Raw genomic sequence first — 17458 nt, forward strand, 5'->3', positions numbered from 1 at the left:
CGCGACCCGCGTGGAGGGGGAAAACCCCCCCACCCCCGTATCCTCCCCCCCTCGGCTCCCCCCCCCCCCGGCCCCGGCCCCTCCCGCGACCGCGGGGCCTCACTCGTGGCGTCTCACTCGTGGTGGCGTTCGGTCAGTTCCCTGGGTTCCTGCGGGGGCGTCTCCGGCGCCTTCGCGCGCTCGGGGGCGGTCTCCGGCCGGTCGGCGACGGCTCGCCGCTCCCGGTCCCGGGCCGCCTCGGCGCGCACGAGCGCGCCCACGGCTGCGTAGATGTCCACGGGCATGATCGGTTCCTCCTGTGGTCTGCTGACGGGCATGGCAGCGGTACGGTCCGCCGCACGGGCGGCGGCCGCAGGGCGCCGTCAGCAGCGCAGGACGAGGTGAAGGTGCTCGGGTCTGCCCGCGGGGGCGACGTGCCGGGCCGGACCGCGGAGCGCGGCGCCCACGGGGTCCGGGGGGCAGGTGTCGTGGACGACGTCCGCCGCGTGCCCCTGCACGGTTCCTGCACGTTGCTGGGGGCCGGCCTGCGGAACGGTCCGTCGCCCGACGCTCGCCGGGGGGTGGTGCGTCTGCTTGCCCCGGTCGTCCGTGGCGACGGCGACGGCCGCCGTGGGCTCCAGCGGCTGAAGGGCCGCGACCCCTGGTGCGCACAGCGCGTGGAGGAGGCACACCAGTGCGGCGAAAAGCCCGACCGCGGCCCCTGCCGGGACCCGGCGGGGACGTCCCGCTGCGGCATGCGGCATGCGCGGCTCCTCCGGATGCGTACCCCTCACTCTTAACCGGGCACGCACCCGGACCCCGTGGGTCACTACGCCGTTCGGCGCACGCGTTCACCCGGTGGGCGCAATGCGGGGGGCTGCGCGGTGGTTGCGTGCGGCGCCGTTGTGGTTGATGTCGTGGCTTTTCCCCGCCCTCCCCCAGCCTTCGGCGGGGGGAGCACCCACCCCGGCACAGCCCACTCCTCTCGTATGAGCGCACAAACGGCCGGTGAGTGGTCAGAAGGCAGTGCGGGGGCACCGCGCCCGCCGGTGTGCCGGTGGCTGCTGCGCCTTGGTCGGTGTCCGTGCTGTGATGGCTCCTGCCGCTCACGGCACGATCGGCGCAGGGGACCGACAAGGGGGCGCCATCATGAAGGGCGGGCACAGCACTCAGGTGACGGGCTCCCGCAGCGGGCCGCTGTCGACGCGCGCCCTGGAGCGGGAGTCGGACGGGGCCCAGCGGTTCCTGGCCGGTGGGGAGTGGCGGCCCACCGATGCGGATGCCGACGCCGCGGCCGGGGTCCTGGCCCGCCTCACCGCCCCGCTCCCCGTTCGCGGGGCGGCCGGCGCGCGGGCCCGGGCCGAGGACCGGGACCGTCGGCTCCAGCGGATCTGGCGCAGTGCGGTCCACCACCTCGACGCGGGCGCGGTCAGCCCGCAGGCCGCCGCCCTGCTGGCCGCCGTCGCTCGCGCCTATCTGCCCTGGTACGCGTCCCCCACCCCGCCGACCGCCGCGGCGGCTCCGCGCTATCCGTCTCATCAGGCGGTCCCGCCGACCGAGGCGGGCGAAGACCTGCTCCCCGGCCTCACCGCGCTCTTCGCCGCCCTTGCCGCCCCGCGCTCGCCGGGGACGGCTGCCCTGACGCCCCCCGCCGTGCCGTGGGAGGCCCGGTACGCGGGTCGGTTCCGGCATTACGGCAGACCTGCCCGTGACGTGTGGACGGCCGACACCTTCCACTGCCCCGGGTGTGCGCGTGCGGACGGCCCTTGGAGCGTGGCCTGCGACTGGCGCCGGATCGCACTGGGCTGCCCGTGCGGCGTGGTGACCGGGGAGCACGGCCTCAGGTTCTCCGAGGTCTGGCTGCTCCTGCCGGACGCGTGAGCGGACGACCGCAGCGGCAACGCGCCGGGACGGGCCCTCAGGGGCCGTACCCGGAGCAACCGGTACGATCGAGCGCGGCACGCCGCCCGGAACCTCGCGGCCGTGCCCCCGCCCCCCGTGTGCCCGACCGGGACGGGGCGGCGGCCGGGTCGCCGCCGGGTACCGCCACAGCGGAGGACGGGGCGCTCGGCACCTCTCCCCCGCTCAGGCTCCCCGGTACCGGGTGAACGCGGGGAACGCCGCCGCCAGGCCCAGCATCGCGACCACGACGAGCACACCGCCCGCGGTGACCGCGGTGCGCGTGCCGAACGCGGAGCCGGCCGTACCGTGCAGCAGGTCGGCCACGCGGGGACCGCCCGCCACGACGACCGTGAACACACCCTGCATGCGCCCGCGCATGTCGTCCGTGGCGACCGACTGCAGGATCGCGCTGCGGAACACCATCGAGACCATGTCGGCGAATCCGGCCAGTGCCAGGAAGGCCGCCGCCCACCACAGGCTGCCGCTCAGCCCGAGTCCGGCGATGGCCGCGCCCCAGCCGCAGACGGCGATGACGACCATCAGACCGTGCCGCTTGGAGCGGGAGAAGGTGCCCGAGAAGAGCCCGCCGGCGACCGCGCCGATGGGGATGGCCGCGAACAGCAGGCCGAGGGCGAAGCCCTCGTGCCAGGAGGCGTAGGTGGTGTCGGCGAGCTGCGGGAACAACGCGCGCGGCATGCCGAAGACCATGGCGACGATGTCGGCGAGGAAGGACAGCAGGAGGATGCGCTGCGCGGTGATGTAGCGGAAGCCGGCGCCCACCTCCCGCCAGCCGCCGCGGCGGGCGACGGGCGCGCCGTTCGCCTCCAGGGGCGGCAGGGCGGGCAGCCGCCACACCGCCCACACGGTGACGGTGAGGGCGATCGCGTCGATGAGGTAGAGGTCGGGCAGGCCGATCACGGGTATCAGCACGCCGGCGAGGAGCGGGCCGACGACCAGACCGGTCTGCATGACGGTCGAGCCGAGCGCGATGGCGGCGGGCAGTTCCTCGACGGGCACCAGGCGGGCGATGGCGGCGCTGCGCGCGGGGGCGTTCATGCCGGCCGCGGCCTGCTGGGCGGCGAGCAGCACCATGAGCAGCCAGACGGAGTGCGCTCCCGCGAAGGCCTGCACCCAGAAGAGCAGCGAGGTCACGGCGATGGCGATGTTGGTGTACAGCATCAGCTTGCGCCGGTCCACGCTGTCGGCGACGGCCCCGCCCCACAGGGCGAAGACCACCAGCGGGACCAGCCCGGCGATGCTGGAGTAGCCGACCCACGCGGACGAGCCGGTGATGTCGTAGATCTGCTTGGGCACGGCGACGGCGGTGAGCTGGCTGCCCACCGCGGTCACGGTGGTGGAACTCCACAGGCGCCGGTAGGCGGGGTGGCGCAGGGGACGGGTGTCCATGAGCCAGCGGCTCCGGCGGGTGCCGCGCTCGTCCTGGGTGCCGGGCGCCGTGACGCGGTCCGCAGTGGGTTCGTCGGCGGGGGCGTCGTCGGCGGTCTTCTTGGTGCTGTCCACGGGTGCTGTTGCTTCCTCGTACAACTATCGCTGACCCGCTGACACTACCCGCCCGCCCTCGCCGGGTGTGAGGGCGGACGGGCAGGGCCGGGTCAGCGTCCCGCGGGGACGGTGCGGGCGGTGTGGCGCGGGGCGGGCGGGAGGTCCGCGGCGCGCTGTGCGGCGGGCGTGTGCGGGGCCGCGGCGGCCAGGCCGTGCGCTCCGCCGACGAGCGGCAGCAGGGCACGTGAGCGGGCCAGGTCGAGGGTGACGGTGGGGGTGGTGTCGGGGGGATCGATCATCCCCGCGTCGGTGCCGGCCACGATCAGTGCGAGCCGGTGCCCGGCCGGGACGACGTGGTCCGTGGCGCCGAGTGTGACGGTGACCGCGTAGGACCGGCCCGGGACGAGGGGGCGGCCGTGCCACGCGGAGTCGGCGTGCCCGAGGTCGGCCCAGCCGCGGCTCACCACGGTGTGGGTGACGTCGGCGGTGTCGGCGGCGGTGTCCGTGAAGCAGGCGCTGTCGCCCGCCGTGCTCTCGCCCCAGCAGGAGCGGGTGGTCAGGTCGACGATGCCCTCCTTGGCGCCCAGGAAGTCCCGGACGGTGGCCGGCCCGAGGTCGACGAGGACCGCGGAGAGGTGGGCGCTGGTCGTGGAGGAGGACGCGGTGACGGTGACCGAGCCGCTGCCGGACAGCCGCAGGTCGCGGGTGAGGGTGCCGGTGGTGAAGACGGCCCTGGACGCGCTCGGGGTGTCCGCCCCGGCGGCCCAGTCCTCCTCCCACTCCTGCGGCGCGTCGGTGAAGACCGCCGTGCTGCCGGGCACGGCGGGGGCGGTGCTCAGGGTGCCCTGGCCGGGGACGGTGCCGGGCCGCAGGCTCAGCCCGGTGTTCCGGGTGCCGGCGGGCGGCCAGGAGCGGTCGGTCGTCCAGTGGCCGGGGGCGCGTTCGACGTCCGCGCCGGGCTCGCGCTCCACGCCGTTGCGGACGCCCAGCAGGTAGTGGTCGAACCAGCGGTGGAGGGTGGACACCCAGGCCCCGCGCCGGAAGTCGAAGGGGTCGACGTGGCCGGTCTGGGACAGCCACACCTTGCGCTCCACGCCGTGCGCGGCGAGCGCGCTCCACCACTGGCCGAAGTGCTTGGTGCGGACGTTGAGGTCCTGCATGCCTTGGACGGCGAAGACGCTGGCGCGGACCTTCCCGGCGTCCTTGGTGTAGTCGCGTTCGCGCCAGAAGGCGGTCAGGTCACCGCTGCGCGGGGCCCCGTCGACGATGCGCTGCTGCACGGCGGCGCAGCGGGCGCGGGCGGGTGCGCTCTCGACGTAGTCCGACAGCCAGTCGGGGCCGGAGTCGTAGAGGGCGGCGCCCTGCTGGAAGTAGTAGTCGTACCAGGAACTGATGGCGCTGATCGGCACGATCGTGCGCAGGCCGCGCACCCCGGTCGCCGCGACGCCGTTGGCGATCGTCCCGTCCCAGCTCTTGCCGATCATGCCGACGTCGCCGGTGGCCCAGCGGGCGTTCGCGCGCCGGGAGCCCGTGCGGGAGGTGTAGCCCTCGGCCCGGCCGCCCAGCCAGTCGATCACGGCCTTGGCCGAGCCGATGTCGGAGGGGCCGCCGACGTCCACGCAGCCGTCGGAGCGGTTGGTGCCGGCCAGGTCGACCAGGACGACGGCGTAGCCGCGCGGCACGAAGTAGTTGTCGTAGTACAACGGGGCCTGGACCATCCGGCCCTGGTCGTCGTAGGTCTTCGCCTGGCCCTCGTTGCCGCGTCCGCAGCAGGAGTAGTAGGGGCTCGCGTCCATGATCACCGGTATCTTGCGGCCGGCTGCCGCGGGCTCGCGTGGCCGCACGATGTCGGCGGCGACCCGGTCGGTGCGGCCGTCGCCGTCGTCGTCACGGCCTGTCTCGACCCAGACCGCCTCGCGGACGGCGTCGGCGTACGAGTAGTCGGGCCGGCTCAGTCCGTTCCGGACGGTGCCCGCGGCCGAGACGGCCTGCGCGGTGGTCACCGGGAGGAGGACGGCGGCGAGCGCGGCGATCACGGCCGCCACCAGTGAGGTCGTCCGTATGCGGTCGTGGTCGGTACGGGGGCGGGTGGTGCGCGTGGGTGTGGGCACGCGCGGACGGTAGTCGCGGCCCCGCTCGCGCAGCCAGAGCGATACCGGTCAACTTGTGCGGCTGGACGGCCACTTGTGGCGGGTCACGGCACGGGGCGGAGCGCCCGCTTCACGCGTTCGGCGCATCCCGGCGATCCCGCGAACACGATCTGTGATGACCTGGTTACGCAGCTGGGAGTGGGGCGACGGCGTGACCGTTCCCTGCCGGGACACGGCGCCCGGACCCGCCCCCGCGGCCGCTCACCGATGCCGACCAGCCCCGCGCCTCGCAACGGGCGGAAACGAAGGCGTGGCGATGAAAGCTGTCCCGGCCACCGGCCGAATACCCGGGCGCGGCCTGCTCTGCGTGATCGCCGTGCTGATCGTCTTCGGGGCGCTGCTCGCCACGTGCACGGCGGTGACGCACACCCGCAGGACCGCGGGGCCCGCTCCCTCGGGGGCCGCCTCCCCGAGCCCGGCCTCCGGCACGATCCGGCTGGACCTGCGGCGCTACTACACACAGGACCTGCGCTGGCGGCCCTGCCCCGACAGCTCGTTCCAGTGCACGAGCCTGCGGGTGCCGCGGGACTACGCGCACCCCCGGGCCGGCGACATCTCCCTGACCGTGATCCGCAGGCCCGCCTCCGGCCGCGGCGCCGCGCGCATCGGCGCGCTGCAGATCAACCCGGGCGGGCCCGGCATCTCCGCGGTCGACGACCTGCGGGACTACGCCGACACCTACTCCGCGTCGCTGCGGGCCGCGTACGACCTGGTCGCGGTCGACCCGCGCGGGGTCGGCCACAGCACGCCGGTGGACTGCGGCGCCGCCAGGGCCCCGGGCGCACGGACCCGCGGGACGCCGCCTCGGGACGAGGCCACGGTCATCGACACGTGGGCCGCCTACCACGCGGAGGTCGCCGCGGACTGCGCCCGGCACGCCGGGCGGCTCCTGCCGTACGTGGGCACCCTCGACGCGGCCCGGGACATGGACGTCGTCCGCGCCGCGCTGGGCGAGGAGCGCCTGCACTTCCTCGGCTTCTCCTACGGCACCTACCTGGGCGCCACCTATGCGGAGCTCTTCCCCGACCGGGTCGGCCGAGTCGTCCTGGACGGCGCCGTCGACCCGGCGATGGACGGCTACCACGCCTACCTCAACCAGGCCCGCGGTTACCAGATCGCCTGGGAGTCCTTCGCGGCGGACTGCGCCCGCCGCCGGCACTGCCCGGTCGGCCGCTCCGTCGAGGAGGCGGGCCGCACCCTGGACGCGCTGGTGGCCGACCTCGACCGGGCGCCCGTACGGCGGGGCAAGGACGAGCACCTCGACGGCGAGGACCTGCTCGGCGCGGTCGTCAGCGCGCTGCGCGCACCCGACTGGGAGACGCTGCGCGCGGTGCTGGACGAAGCGCGGACCGGGGACACCACCGTGCTCGGGGAGCTCGTCGGCGACGAGGACGAGACGGCGCCCGGCGACGCCTCCATGACGGCGGTCAACTGCCTGAGCTCCGCGCTGGAGTCGCGCTCGACCCCCGCCCAGACCCTCGCCGCGCTGCCCGAGTTCCTGCGGGCCTCGCCCCAGTTCGGGGCGTTCTACAACGAGGACCTGTCGACGTGCGCGCACTGGCCGGCGCGGCCCACGCAGTTGCCGCGCCGGGTCAGCGCCCGCGGCGCGCCGCCCATCCTCGTCGTCGGCACCACCCGCGATCCGGCCACCCCCTACGACCAGGCCCGGGCGCTGGCCACCCAGCTAGACGAGGGCCGGCTCCTCACCTGGGACGGCGACGGGCACACCGCCTACCAGCGGGGCAGCCGCTGCGTCGACACGGCCGTCGACGACTACCTGTTGCGCGGTCTGCTCCCGCCCGACGGCGCGGTCTGCCGCTGACGCGACCACCCGCCGCGCGCTCCGCGCGGCGCACAGAAAGGCGTGGCCATGAACGCACCCCGACGCAGGCTCCACGGCTTCGTCGCCGTGCTCGGCAGTTGCGGGCTGCTGCTCACCGCTTGTGCGGCGGGCGACCTCCGGCAGAGGCCGGCGGGGGCGCCCGCGCCGGGCGCGGCCACCGCGGCACCGGCGGAACTCGCCCGTTACTACGGGCAGAAGCCGGGCTGGAAGCCCTGCGACGAGGTGCCGTCGTTCCAGTGCGCCACCATCAAGGTGCCGCTGGACTACGGGCGCCCCCAGGGGGGTGACATCACCCTGGCCGCGATACGTCAGCGGGCCACCGGCAACGGCGCCGCGCGCGTCGGCTCGCTGCAGATGAACCCCGGTGGGCCCGGTTCGTCCGCGATCGCCTACCTCCTGGGCAACGCCGGCTCCTTCTCCCCCGCGGTGCGCGCCGCGTACGACCTGGTCGCGGTCGACCCGCGCGGCGTCGGCGCCAGCACCCTGGTGGACTGCGCCGCGGACACCCCGGCGGCCGCCCCGGACCCGGGCGCGCGCCGGGCCGACATCGACGCCTCGGCCGCGGCCTACGCGCAGGTCGCGGCCGAATGCGCCCGGCACGCGGGAGGGTTGCTGCCGCACGTGGGCACCCTGGACGCCGCCCGCGACATGGACGTCGTCCGCGCCGTGCTGGGCGACGAGCGGCTCCATTACGTCGGCTTCTCCTACGGCACCTACCTCGGCGCCACCTATGCGGAGCTCTTCCCCTCCCGCGTCGGCCGCATGGTCCTCGACGGGGCCGTCGATCCCGCCCTGGACGGCTACGACTTCACGATCGGCCAGGCCCGGGGCTACGAGGTCGCGTGGGAGTCCTTCGCCGCCGACTGCGTCACCCGGCCCGACTGCCCCGTGGGCCGCTCGGTCCAGGAGGCCGGGCGCGTCCTGGACTCCCTGGTGGCGAAGCTGAACCGCACCCCGCTGCGGCAGGGCAAGGACGTCACCGTCACCGGGGACTCGCTCCTCGGAGCGGTCGTCCTCGCGCTCAGGACCCCGGCCTGGGAGGCGCTGCGCGCCGCGCTCGCGGAGCTGCGGGCCGGTGACACCACGGCGGTGCAGGTGCTCCTGGGCGCGGGGGAGGAGACCGACCCGGGCGACCAGTCGTACTACGCCGTGTCCTGTCTGAGTGCGGCGCTGGGAACCTGGTCGACCGCCGCGCAGGCGCGGGCGGCGCTGCCCGAGTTCCGGCGCGCCGCGCCGCGGTTCGGCGCGTACTACGCCGGGACCCTGCCGATGTGCACCCGGTGGCCGGTCCGTCCGGACCAGTCCGCGCACCCGATCGCCGCGGCGGGCGCGGCGCCGATCCTCGTCGTGGGCACCCTCCGCGACCCGGCGACCCCGTACCCCTGGGCGCGGGCGCTGGCCGGGCAGCTCTCCTCCGGACGGCTGCTCACCTGGGACGGCGACGGGCACACCGCCTACCACCGGGGCAGCACCTGCGTCGAGAGCGCCGTCGACGACTACCTGACACAGGGTCGTCTGCCTTCCGCCGGCACGGTCTGCGTCTGACGGGCGGTGGCCGCCGTGCGGGCCGCGAATGTCCTGTCCGGCCGGGCCAGGCGCCTCGGCGCCGGGCTGCTGAGCGCCTGCCTGGTGCTGACCGCCTGTTCGCCCCAGCGCCCGCACCGGCCGGCGGGCGCCGAACCGTCGGCGAACGGGGCCGAACCGGTCCGCTCCGCCACCTCGGCGGCGGCGTCCGCCGCGGCGTCCGCGGCCGCGGCACCGGATCTCTCCGGCTACTACCGGCAGCGCCTGGAGTGGCGGTCCTGCCGGGCGGCTGAGTCGTTCCAGTGCACCTCGGTGCGGGTGCCCCTGGACTACGCCCGTCCGGAGGCGGGTGACATCCGGCTGGCGGTCGTCCGCCACCGCGCCACCGGTCCGCGCGCCGCCCGCGTCGGATCGCTGCTGATCAATCCGGGCGGCCCCGGCATCTCGGTGGTGGACGACCTGCCGGCCGTCGCCGGCGGCTTCTCCCCCCGGATGCGCGCCGCGTACGACCTGGTCGGCGTCGACCCCAGGGGGGTAGGGCGCAGCTCCCCCGTCGACTGCGGGAGCGACACCTCGCCGCCCGTCCCCGGCCCCGGCCCCGGGGCCGGAGGCGGGGCCGGGACGCCCGAGTCGGGCTTCGCCCTGATCGCCGACGCATGCGCACGGCACGTGGGCCGGCTCCTGCCCCACGTCGGCACCGTGGACGCGGCCCGGGACATGGACGTCGTACGGGCGCTGCTCGGCGACGACCGGCTGGGCTTCCTCGGCCTCTCCTACGGCAGTTACCTGGGCGCCACCTATGCGGAGCTCTTCCCCTCGCACGTCGGCCGCATGGTCCTGGACGGCGCGATCGACCCCGGCATGGATGCCTTCCGCGCCACCCTCGGCATGGCGCGCGGCTACCAGGTCGCCTGGGACGCCTTCGCCGCGGACTGCGTCGCCCGGCCCGGCTGCCCGGTCGGCCACTCGCTCAAGGACGCGGGCCGCGGCCTGGACGCACTGGTCGCGGAACTCGACGAGGCCTCCCGGGAAGGCGACGACCACGGCGGTTCCGCCACCGGGGACGATCTGCTCAACGCGGTCACGGCCGCGCTCGCGGCTCCGTCGTGGGGCGAACTGCGTTCCCTGCTCCGCGAGGTGCGGGCGGCCGACGCCGCCACCCGGCGGCAGCTCTTGGGCGCCGACGGCGCCCAGGGGCCGGGTGAGCAGTCCCTCGTGGCGGTCAACTGCCTCAGCTCCGCGCTGGGTCCGCGGTCGACCGCCGCCCGGACGAGGGCGGCGCTGCCCGAGTTCCGGCGCGTGGCACCCCAGTTCGGCGCGTACTACGCGGGGTTCCTCCCGATGTGCGCCCACTGGCCGGCCAGGCCGACCCAGGTGCCGCACCGCATCACGGCGCGCGGCGCGCCGCCCATCCTCGTCGTCGGCACCACCCGTGATCCCGCCACCCCCTACGACCAGGCCCGGGCGCTGGCCACCCAACTCTCCTCGGGCCGGCTGCTCACCTGGGACGGCGACGGGCACACCGCCTACCGGCAGGGCAGCACCTGCGTCGACACGGCCGTCGACGACTACCTGTTGCACGGCCGGCTCCCGCCCGACAGCACCATCTGCCGCTGAAGGGCTCCACGTCGCGGCGTTCGCCAGGCCGCCGACCCACCACGTCATCAGAAGGGCAGGGCGATGGACGCCGTCCGGCACACCGGCCGCGTACGCGGGAGGCGACGACACCGTGCGGTCGCGGTGCTGGGGGTCTGCGCCCTGCTGGCCACCGCCTGTTCCGCCCTCCACGGGGGCGGCTCGCCCGGCGCGGCCCGCCTGGCACCGGCCGGCGCGACGCACTCCGGGGACGCGCCGCCGGAGCGGGCCCGCCATGCCGCGCAGCGGCCCGTGTGGAGGCCGTGCGAGGACGAGCCGTCCTATGAGTGCACGACCGTCAGGGCGCCGCTGGACTACGCCCGCCCCGAGGCGGGCGACATCACCCTGGCCGTCACCCGGCTGAGGGCCACGGGGAACGCCTCACAACGCATCGGCTCGCTGCTGTACAACCCCGGTGGTCCCGGCGACTCCGCGATCGGCGGCCTGCGCGACCTCGCCGGCGGCTTCTCCCCCGCGATGCGCGCCGCCTACGACCTGGTCGCCGTCGACCCGCGCGGCGTCGGTGCCAGCACCCCGCTGGACTGCGGCACCATGGCGCCGGAAACCGGAGCGGACTCCCGTCCGGTCAGTGCCGGGGCGCCCGACTTCGAGGCCCTGGACGAGGCCCGCGCGCGGACCGCCGACGCGTGCGAGCGGCGCGCGGGGTGGCTGCTGCCGCACGTCGGCACCCCGGACGCCGCCCGCGACCTGGACCTGGTGCGCGCTCTCGTCGGCGACGAGCGGCTGCACTACCTCGGCTTCTCCTACGGCACCTATCTCGGCGCCACCTATGCGGAGCTCTTCCCCTCCCGCGTCGGCCGCATGGTCCTCGACGGCGCCGTCGACCCCGCCATCGACGACTACCGCCGTTTCCTGGACCCCGCGCACGGCTACCAGGTGGCCTGGGACGCCTTCGCCGCCGACTGCGTCGCCCGGCCCGGCTGCCCCGTCGGCCGGTCCGTCGAGGAGGCAGGACGCGTCCTGGACGCCCTGGTGGCCCGTCTCGACCGCAGCCCGCGGCGGGAGGGCAAGGACCTCACCGTCACCGGGGACGACCTGCTCCGCACCGTCCTGGCGGCGCTGAAGCAGCCCGCGTGGGACGAACTGCGCCGGACGCTGGGCGAGGTGGTCTCCGCGGCCGGCGGCACCTCCACGCTCCAGCGGCTCTCCGCGGCGCAGGAGGAGGCAGTCGCCGACGTGGGGTTCACGGCGGTCAGCTGTCTGAGCGCGGCGCTCGGGCCGGTGTTCACCCCCGCGCAGGCCGAGGCGCTGCTCCCCGCGTTCCGGCGTGCCTCGCCCCAGTTCGGGGCGTACTACTCCGCGCTGCTCACCACCTGCGCCCACTGGCCGGTCGGCCCGGACCGCGCGGTGCGGGCCGGCGCAGCGCCCCGCACCGCGCCGATCCTGGTCGTCGGCACCCTGCGCGACCCGGCCACCCCGTACGCCTGGGCCCGCTCGCTCACCCGGCTCCTGCCCTCCGCCCGCCTGCTCACCTGGGACGGGGACGGGCACACCGCCTACCTGCAGCCCGGCAGCGGGTGCGTCGACGTCGCGGTGGACCGGTACCTGCTGAGCGGCCGGCTCCCGCCGGCCGGCACGGTCTGCCGCTGAGGCTGCCGGCGAGACCGCCGCCGGACGGACGCCGAAGGCGCGCTCCCCGGTCCGCCGGGAGAGCGCGCCTTCGGCGTGCGGGCTCAGCCGCGGCGGCCGTTGCCCCCGCCGAGGCCCTTGTCGAGGCCGGCGCGACGCAGGGCGTCGGCCATGGCGCCGCCGGGGGCCGGACGGTCACGGTCGCGGTCGCCGCGCGACTGGCGGGGCGGGTTGCCGCCGCCCCGCCGGTCGGGACGGGGGCCGCGGTCCTGGCGGCCGCCGCCGGCGCCCTGGGGCGCGCCGACGGCGCCCTTGGGCGTGCCGGCCTCGTCCTCCAGGCGCAGGGTGAGGGAGATGCGCTTGCGCGGGATGTCGACGTCGAGCACCTTGACGCGGACGATGTCACCGGGCTTGACGACCTCGCGCGGGTCGCTCACGAAGTTCCTCGACATGGCCGAGACGTGCACCAGCCCGTCCTGGTGGACGCCGACGTCGACGAAGGCGCCGAAGGCCGCCACATTGGTGACGACGCCCTCCAGGACCATGCCGGGCTTGAGGTCCTTGAGTTCCTCGACGCCCTCCTTGAAGGCGGCGGTCTTGAAGGCGGGCCGCGGGTCGCGCCCGGGCTTCTCCAGTTCCGAGAGGATGTCGGTAACCGTCGGCAGACCGAAGGTGTCGTCGACGAACTCCTGCGGCCGCAGCCCGCGCAGCACCGTGGCATTGCCGATGAGCGCCTTGATGTCGGTGCCCGCCGCCGTGCTCATGCGCCGCACCACCGGGTAGGACTCGGGGTGCACGCTGGAGGCGTCCAGCGGGTCGTCGCCGTCAGGGATGCGCAGGAAGCCGGCGCACTGCTCGTACGCCTTGGGTCCGAGCCGGGCCACGTCCTTCAGCGCGGTGCGCCGCCGGAACGGGCCGTTGGTGTCGCGGTGCGCGACGATGTTGGCGGCCAGGCCCTCGGTGATGCCGGACACGCGGCGCAGCAGCGGTACGGAGGCGGTGTTGACGTCCACGCCGACGCCGTTCACGCAGTCCTCGACGACCGCGTCCAGGGAGCGCGAGAGCTTCACCTCGGACAGGTCGTGCTGGTACTGGCCGACGCCGATCGACTTGGGGTCGATCTTGACGAGTTCGGCGAGCGGGTCCTGGAGCCGGCGGGCGATGGAGACGGCACCGCGCAGGGACACGTCCAGCTCGGGGAGTTCCGCGGAGGCGTAGGCGGAGGCGGAGTAGACCGAGGCGCCGGCCTCGGACACCACGGCCTTGGTGAGCCGCAGTTCCGGGTGGCGCTTGACGAGGTCCGCGGCGAGCCTGTCGGTCTCGCGGGAGGCGGTGCCGTTGCCGATGGCGACGAGGTCGACGTCGTGGGCGGCGGCGAGCCGGGCGAGCGTCGCAATGGAGGCGTCCCACTGGTTGCGCGGCACGTGCGGGTAGATGGTGTCGGTGGCGACGACCTTGCCCGTGGCGTCGACCACGGCCACCTTGACGCCGGTGCGGAAGCCCGGGTCCAGGCCCATGGTGGCGCGTGTGCCCGCGGGGGCGGCGAGCAGCAGGTCGCGCAGGTTGGCGGCGAAGACCCGCACCGCCTCGTCCTCGGCGTCCTGGCGCAGCTGCACGCGCAGGTCGAGGCCGAGCCGGACGAGGAAGCGGGTGCGCCAGGCCCAGCGCACGCCGTCGGCGAGCCACTTGTCGGCGGGGCGGCCGCGGTCGGTGATGCCGAAGTGGTGGGCGATCTTGCGCTCGAAGGTGGAGGGGCCCTCCTCGACGGGCTCCTCCGGCTCCATGGTGAGGTCGAGGATCTCCTCCTTCTCACCCCGCAGCATGGCGAGCACACGGTGCGAGGGGAGCTTGGTGAACGGCTCGGCGAAGTCGAAGTAGTCCGCGAACTTCGCGCCCGCCTCCTCCTTGCCCTCGCGCACCCTGGCGACGAGCCGGCCCCGCTCCCACATCCGGGTACGGAGTTCGCCGACGAGGTCGGCGTCCTCGGACCACCGCTCGGTGAGGATCGCGCGGGCGCCCTCCAGTGCCGCCGCGGCGTCGGCGACGCCCTTGTCGGCGTCGACAAAGCCGGCGGCCTCGGCCTGCGGGTCCAGCGACGGGTCGCCGACGAGGCGGTCGGCGAGCGGCTCCAGGCCGGCCTCACGGGCGATCTGCGCCTTGGTGCGCCGCTTGGGCTTGTAGGGCAGGTAGATGTCCTCGAGGCGGGCCTTGGAGTCCGCGGCGAGGATCTGCGCCTTCAGGGCGTCGTCGAGCTTGCCCTGTGACTCGACGGACTCCAGGATCGCGGCCCGCCGCTCGTCCAGTTCGCGCAGGTACCGCAGGCGCTCCTCCAGGGTGCGCAGCTGGGCGTCGTCGAGGCCGTCCGTCGCCTCCTTGCGGTACCGGGCCACGAACGGCACGGTCGCGCCGCCGTCGAGCAGCCCGACGGCCGCTGTGACCTGACCTTCCCGTACGCCGAGTTCCTCGGCGATCCTGCGCTCGACCGAGACCGTTGTCGTCACGATGTGCGACCTGCTTTCTGGCTGGACTACCGGTGCATTATTGCGGAGCCCGGCCGCCCGGCCGCGAGCCTGGGCCTATGCCGCGCCGGAGGGCGGGCCGAGACGCTTCTCGAACCAGTGGTCGGCGTACCGTTCGCCGTTGTAGTCGTCGATCTCCCGGTACCCGAGCTTCGCGTACAGGGTCCGTGCCTCCACCAGGTCGGCCCGTGTGTCGAGGCGGATCACGGCGGCGCCCAGGTGTTCGCGGGCCGCGTGTTCGGCGGCCCCGACCAGCCGCGCGGCGCCGCCCGTGCGCCGGGCGGCGGGGACGACCCAGACGCGGCGGAGTTCGGCGACGCCGGGGGCGAGGAGGCGGACGCCCGCGCAGCCGGCCGGTACACCTCCGTGGCGGCCGACGAGGAAGTGCCCGCGGGGACCGGCGAGGTCGTCGCTGGTGTGCTCGGCGAGCAGGTCGTCGATCTCCCGCGGGGTCATCGGCCTGCCGTAGTAGCGGCTGACGATGTCGTCGTAGTACCTCCACAGCAGGTCCCTCGACACCGGGTCGTCAACGGCGAGCGGGGCGATCTCCCATACGGGCGAAGCGTGGACGTTCGGTCGCGGTACGGTCACGCGGCCCATCGTGGCAGCACCCGCCGTCGCTATCCTCCGAATATTCGTTGGCACGTCAACGACGTACGGGGGCACGACATGACGCGGCACGCCGCGCGGAAGAGCCATCCCATCGCCACGGCCGACCAGTCCTGCAACGGCGTCCTGGTCTTCGACCCCGAGGCCCGCGACTGGTCGGGGCCCGACGCCGTGACCTGGCGCTGGAGCGCGCCGGGCGGGGCCGGCACGAGCTGGCAGCACCTGTCGGACGTGCGGCTGCGCAGGACGCAGGCGTACGGGCGGGTGGTGCTGGTCGCCGCGTCCGGCGGGCGGGCGGCCATGGTGCGCGAGGACACCGGGGCGATCGTGTGGCAGACGGTGACCCCGGCCGACAGCCCGCACGCCATCGAGCGCATCCCGGGCGGGGTGATCGTCGTGGCCTCGGGGGCGCCCGGGCGGCTGCGGCTGTACGCGGACACGCAGCAGGCCGCGCCGTTCCGCACCGTGCCGCTGCCGAGGGCGCGCGGGGTGCTGTACGACCCGGCGCACGCGGCGCTGTGGGCGATCGGTGCCGAGCGGCTGGTGCGGTACGCGGTGTCGGGCCGGGGTACGGCGACGACGCTGACCGAGCACAGCGCCGTCGGCTTCGAGGGCGAGGGCCGTGACCTGCAGCCGGTGTACGGCGAGCCGGGGGCGCTGTGGTTCACCGACACCTACGGGGTGTACCGGCTGGACGTCGCGACGCGCAGGTACCGGCAGGTGGACGGGGCGAGCGGGGTGAGCGCGTACACCAGCCAGCCGACGGGGACCCGCATCCGGGCCCGTTCGCGGGCGTCCAGCCCCCGGGGCTGGGGCGGCCCGACGATCGAGTTCCTCGAAGCGGACGGGACGCCCGCGTACGCCAGGACCCGTCCCGGCGCGGAGTTCGCCACGGTGCGCTTGTGGACCCCGGACTTCTGCTGAACCGGGGCGCGGACGGGCCACCGGGGCGACCGGGGGGACCGGCCCCCACGCCGGCCGGGGAACGTGCAATGATCAGATGTATTTGCCCCTGCCACCTTTTCTGCGGCCGACGCCCGCCCGGGCGCCGAGCCGCCGGCATGCCCCGGTGCGCCCGCACCCGGGCCGGCCGGCATTCACGGACACGCCAACGGAGGCTTCGCTCCCATGGAATACCGCCATCTCGGCCGTAGCGGCCTGGTCATCAGCGAGATCGCGTACGGCAACTGGCTCACCCACGGCTCGCAGGTGGAGGCGGACGCCGCCACGGCGTGCGTGCACGCGGCGCTCGAGGCCGGGATCACCAGCTTCGACACGGCCGACGTCTACGCGGGCACGCGTGCCGAGTCCGTCCTCGGCGAGGCGCTGAAGGGCGAGCGCCGCGAGGGCATCGAGATCTTCACCAAGGTGTACTGGCCGACCGGCCCGGGCCGCAACGACCGCGGGCTGTCGCGCAAGCACATCATGGAGTCGATCGCCGGCTCGCTGCGCCGCCTGCAGACCGACTACGTCGACCTGTACCAGGCGCACCGCTTCGACGTGGACACCCCGCTCGAGGAGACGATGGAGGCTTTCGCCGACGTCGTGCACTCGGGCAAGGCCCTCTACATCGGCGTCTCGGAGTGGCCGGCGGAGCAGATCCGGCGTGCCCACGCGATGGCCCGGGAACTGCACGTCCCGCTGGTGTCGAACCAGCCGCAGTACAACGCCCTGTGGCGGGTCATCGAGGGCGAGGTCGTCCCGGCCTGCGAGGAGCTGGGCATGGGCCAGATCGTCTTCTCGCCGATCGCGCAGGGTGTGCTGACCGGCAAGTACCGGCGGGGGCAGGAGCCGCCGGCGGGCTCGCGGGCCACCGACGACAAGGGCGGCGCGAACATGATCTCGCGCTGGATGGGCGACGACGTGCTCGACGCGGTGCAGCGGCTCCAGCCGCTCGCCGCCGAGGCCGGGCTCTCGCTCGCCCAGCTGGCGGTGGCGTGGGTGCTGCAGAACTCCAACGTCTCGGCGGCCATCGTCGGTGCGTCCCGCCCCGAGCAGGTCGCGGAGAACGCCAAGGCGGCGGGCGTCGTCCTGGAGAAGGACCTGCTGGCCCGGATCGAGGAGATCCTGGCGCCGGTCGCCGTCACCGACCCCAAGCGGGTCCACGACAACGTTCCCGCCTCGCGCCGTTCCTGAGCCGGTGCGTCCCGGCCCCGCGATCCGTTCGGGTCGCGGGGCCGGGACGGGTGCCGTCGCGGGGGCCG

General features: G+C 75.1%; 13 protein-coding genes. 7 read left to right on the plus strand and 6 right to left on the minus strand.

Annotated features, from left to right (window positions below):
- Positions 1–113 precede the first annotated feature (113 nt).
- Together ACZ7MY_RS19305 and ACZ7MY_RS19310 are read right to left on the minus strand one after the other, a co-directional pair.
- Positions 114–284 carry a hypothetical protein gene (locus ACZ7MY_RS19305; protein WP_499603160.1) on the minus strand — a complete coding sequence of 57 codons (171 nt, stop codon included), beginning with the start codon at positions 282–284 and terminating at the stop codon, positions 114–116.
- Positions 285–362: 78 nt separating this feature from the next.
- On the minus strand, positions 363–743 hold the full coding sequence (locus ACZ7MY_RS19310; protein ID WP_499603161.1) for a hypothetical protein: 381 nt from the start codon (positions 741–743) through the stop codon (positions 363–365).
- A 385-nt stretch (positions 744–1128) separates the two neighbouring features.
- Between ACZ7MY_RS19310 and ACZ7MY_RS19315 the strand changes: the two genes are divergently transcribed.
- The gene (locus ACZ7MY_RS19315; RefSeq protein WP_499603162.1) at positions 1129–1860 is read left to right on the plus strand and encodes a hypothetical protein; all 732 of its coding nucleotides are present in this window, start codon (positions 1129–1131) and stop codon (positions 1858–1860) included.
- A 204-nt stretch (positions 1861–2064) separates the two neighbouring features.
- Here ACZ7MY_RS19315 and ACZ7MY_RS19320 read toward each other — a convergent pair whose 3' ends face one another.
- On the minus strand, positions 2065–3402 hold the full coding sequence (locus ACZ7MY_RS19320; RefSeq protein WP_499603163.1) for an MFS transporter: 1338 nt from the start codon (positions 3400–3402) through the stop codon (positions 2065–2067).
- 92 nt (positions 3403–3494) lie between these two features.
- Entirely contained in the window at positions 3495–5495 is a 2001-nt protein-coding gene (locus ACZ7MY_RS19325) for a Xaa-Pro dipeptidyl-peptidase (protein ID WP_499603164.1), read from the minus strand.
- 295 nt (positions 5496–5790) lie between these two features.
- On the opposite strand from ACZ7MY_RS19325, the gene ACZ7MY_RS19330 reads away from it, so the two are divergent.
- The 4 genes from ACZ7MY_RS19330 to ACZ7MY_RS19345 all read left to right on the plus strand — a co-directional run bounded on the left by ACZ7MY_RS19330 (position 5791) and on the right by ACZ7MY_RS19345 (position 12147).
- A complete protein-coding gene (locus ACZ7MY_RS19330; RefSeq protein ID WP_499603165.1) occupies positions 5791–7356 on the plus strand; it encodes an alpha/beta hydrolase in 1566 nt (521 codons plus the stop codon).
- Positions 7357–7404: 48 nt separating this feature from the next.
- Positions 7405–8922: an alpha/beta hydrolase gene (locus ACZ7MY_RS19335; protein ID WP_499603166.1), complete on the plus strand. Its 1518-nt coding sequence runs from the start codon at positions 7405–7407 to the stop codon at positions 8920–8922.
- Positions 8923–8937: 15 nt separating this feature from the next.
- Positions 8938–10518: an alpha/beta hydrolase gene (locus tag ACZ7MY_RS19340; protein ID WP_499603167.1), complete on the plus strand. Its 1581-nt coding sequence runs from the start codon at positions 8938–8940 to the stop codon at positions 10516–10518.
- Between the two features lie 63 nt (positions 10519–10581).
- A complete protein-coding gene (locus ACZ7MY_RS19345) occupies positions 10582–12147 on the plus strand; it encodes an alpha/beta hydrolase (RefSeq protein WP_499603168.1) in 1566 nt (521 codons plus the stop codon).
- Between the two features lie 83 nt (positions 12148–12230).
- Here the strand turns inward: ACZ7MY_RS19345 and ACZ7MY_RS19350 are convergent, their stop codons facing one another.
- Together ACZ7MY_RS19350 and ACZ7MY_RS19355 are read right to left on the minus strand one after the other, a co-directional pair.
- Positions 12231–14627 carry a Tex family protein gene (locus tag ACZ7MY_RS19350; RefSeq protein ID WP_499603169.1) on the minus strand — a complete coding sequence of 799 codons (2397 nt, stop codon included), beginning with the start codon at positions 14625–14627 and terminating at the stop codon, positions 12231–12233.
- A gap of 75 nt (positions 14628–14702) precedes the next feature.
- A complete protein-coding gene (locus ACZ7MY_RS19355) occupies positions 14703–15245 on the minus strand; it encodes a GNAT family N-acetyltransferase (protein ID WP_499603170.1) in 543 nt (180 codons plus the stop codon).
- A gap of 69 nt (positions 15246–15314) precedes the next feature.
- On the opposite strand from ACZ7MY_RS19355, the gene ACZ7MY_RS19360 reads away from it, so the two are divergent.
- On the plus strand, positions 15315–16178 hold the full coding sequence (locus tag ACZ7MY_RS19360; protein ID WP_499603171.1) for a DUF6528 family protein: 864 nt from the start codon (positions 15315–15317) through the stop codon (positions 16176–16178).
- Between the two features lie 204 nt (positions 16179–16382).
- On the plus strand, positions 16383–17390 hold the full coding sequence (locus ACZ7MY_RS19365; protein ID WP_499603172.1) for an aldo/keto reductase family protein: 1008 nt from the start codon (positions 16383–16385) through the stop codon (positions 17388–17390).
- The last annotated feature ends 68 nt before the right edge of the window (positions 17391–17458 follow it).

It is taken from the genome of Streptomyces sp. NPDC111520 (assembly GCF_055635295.1).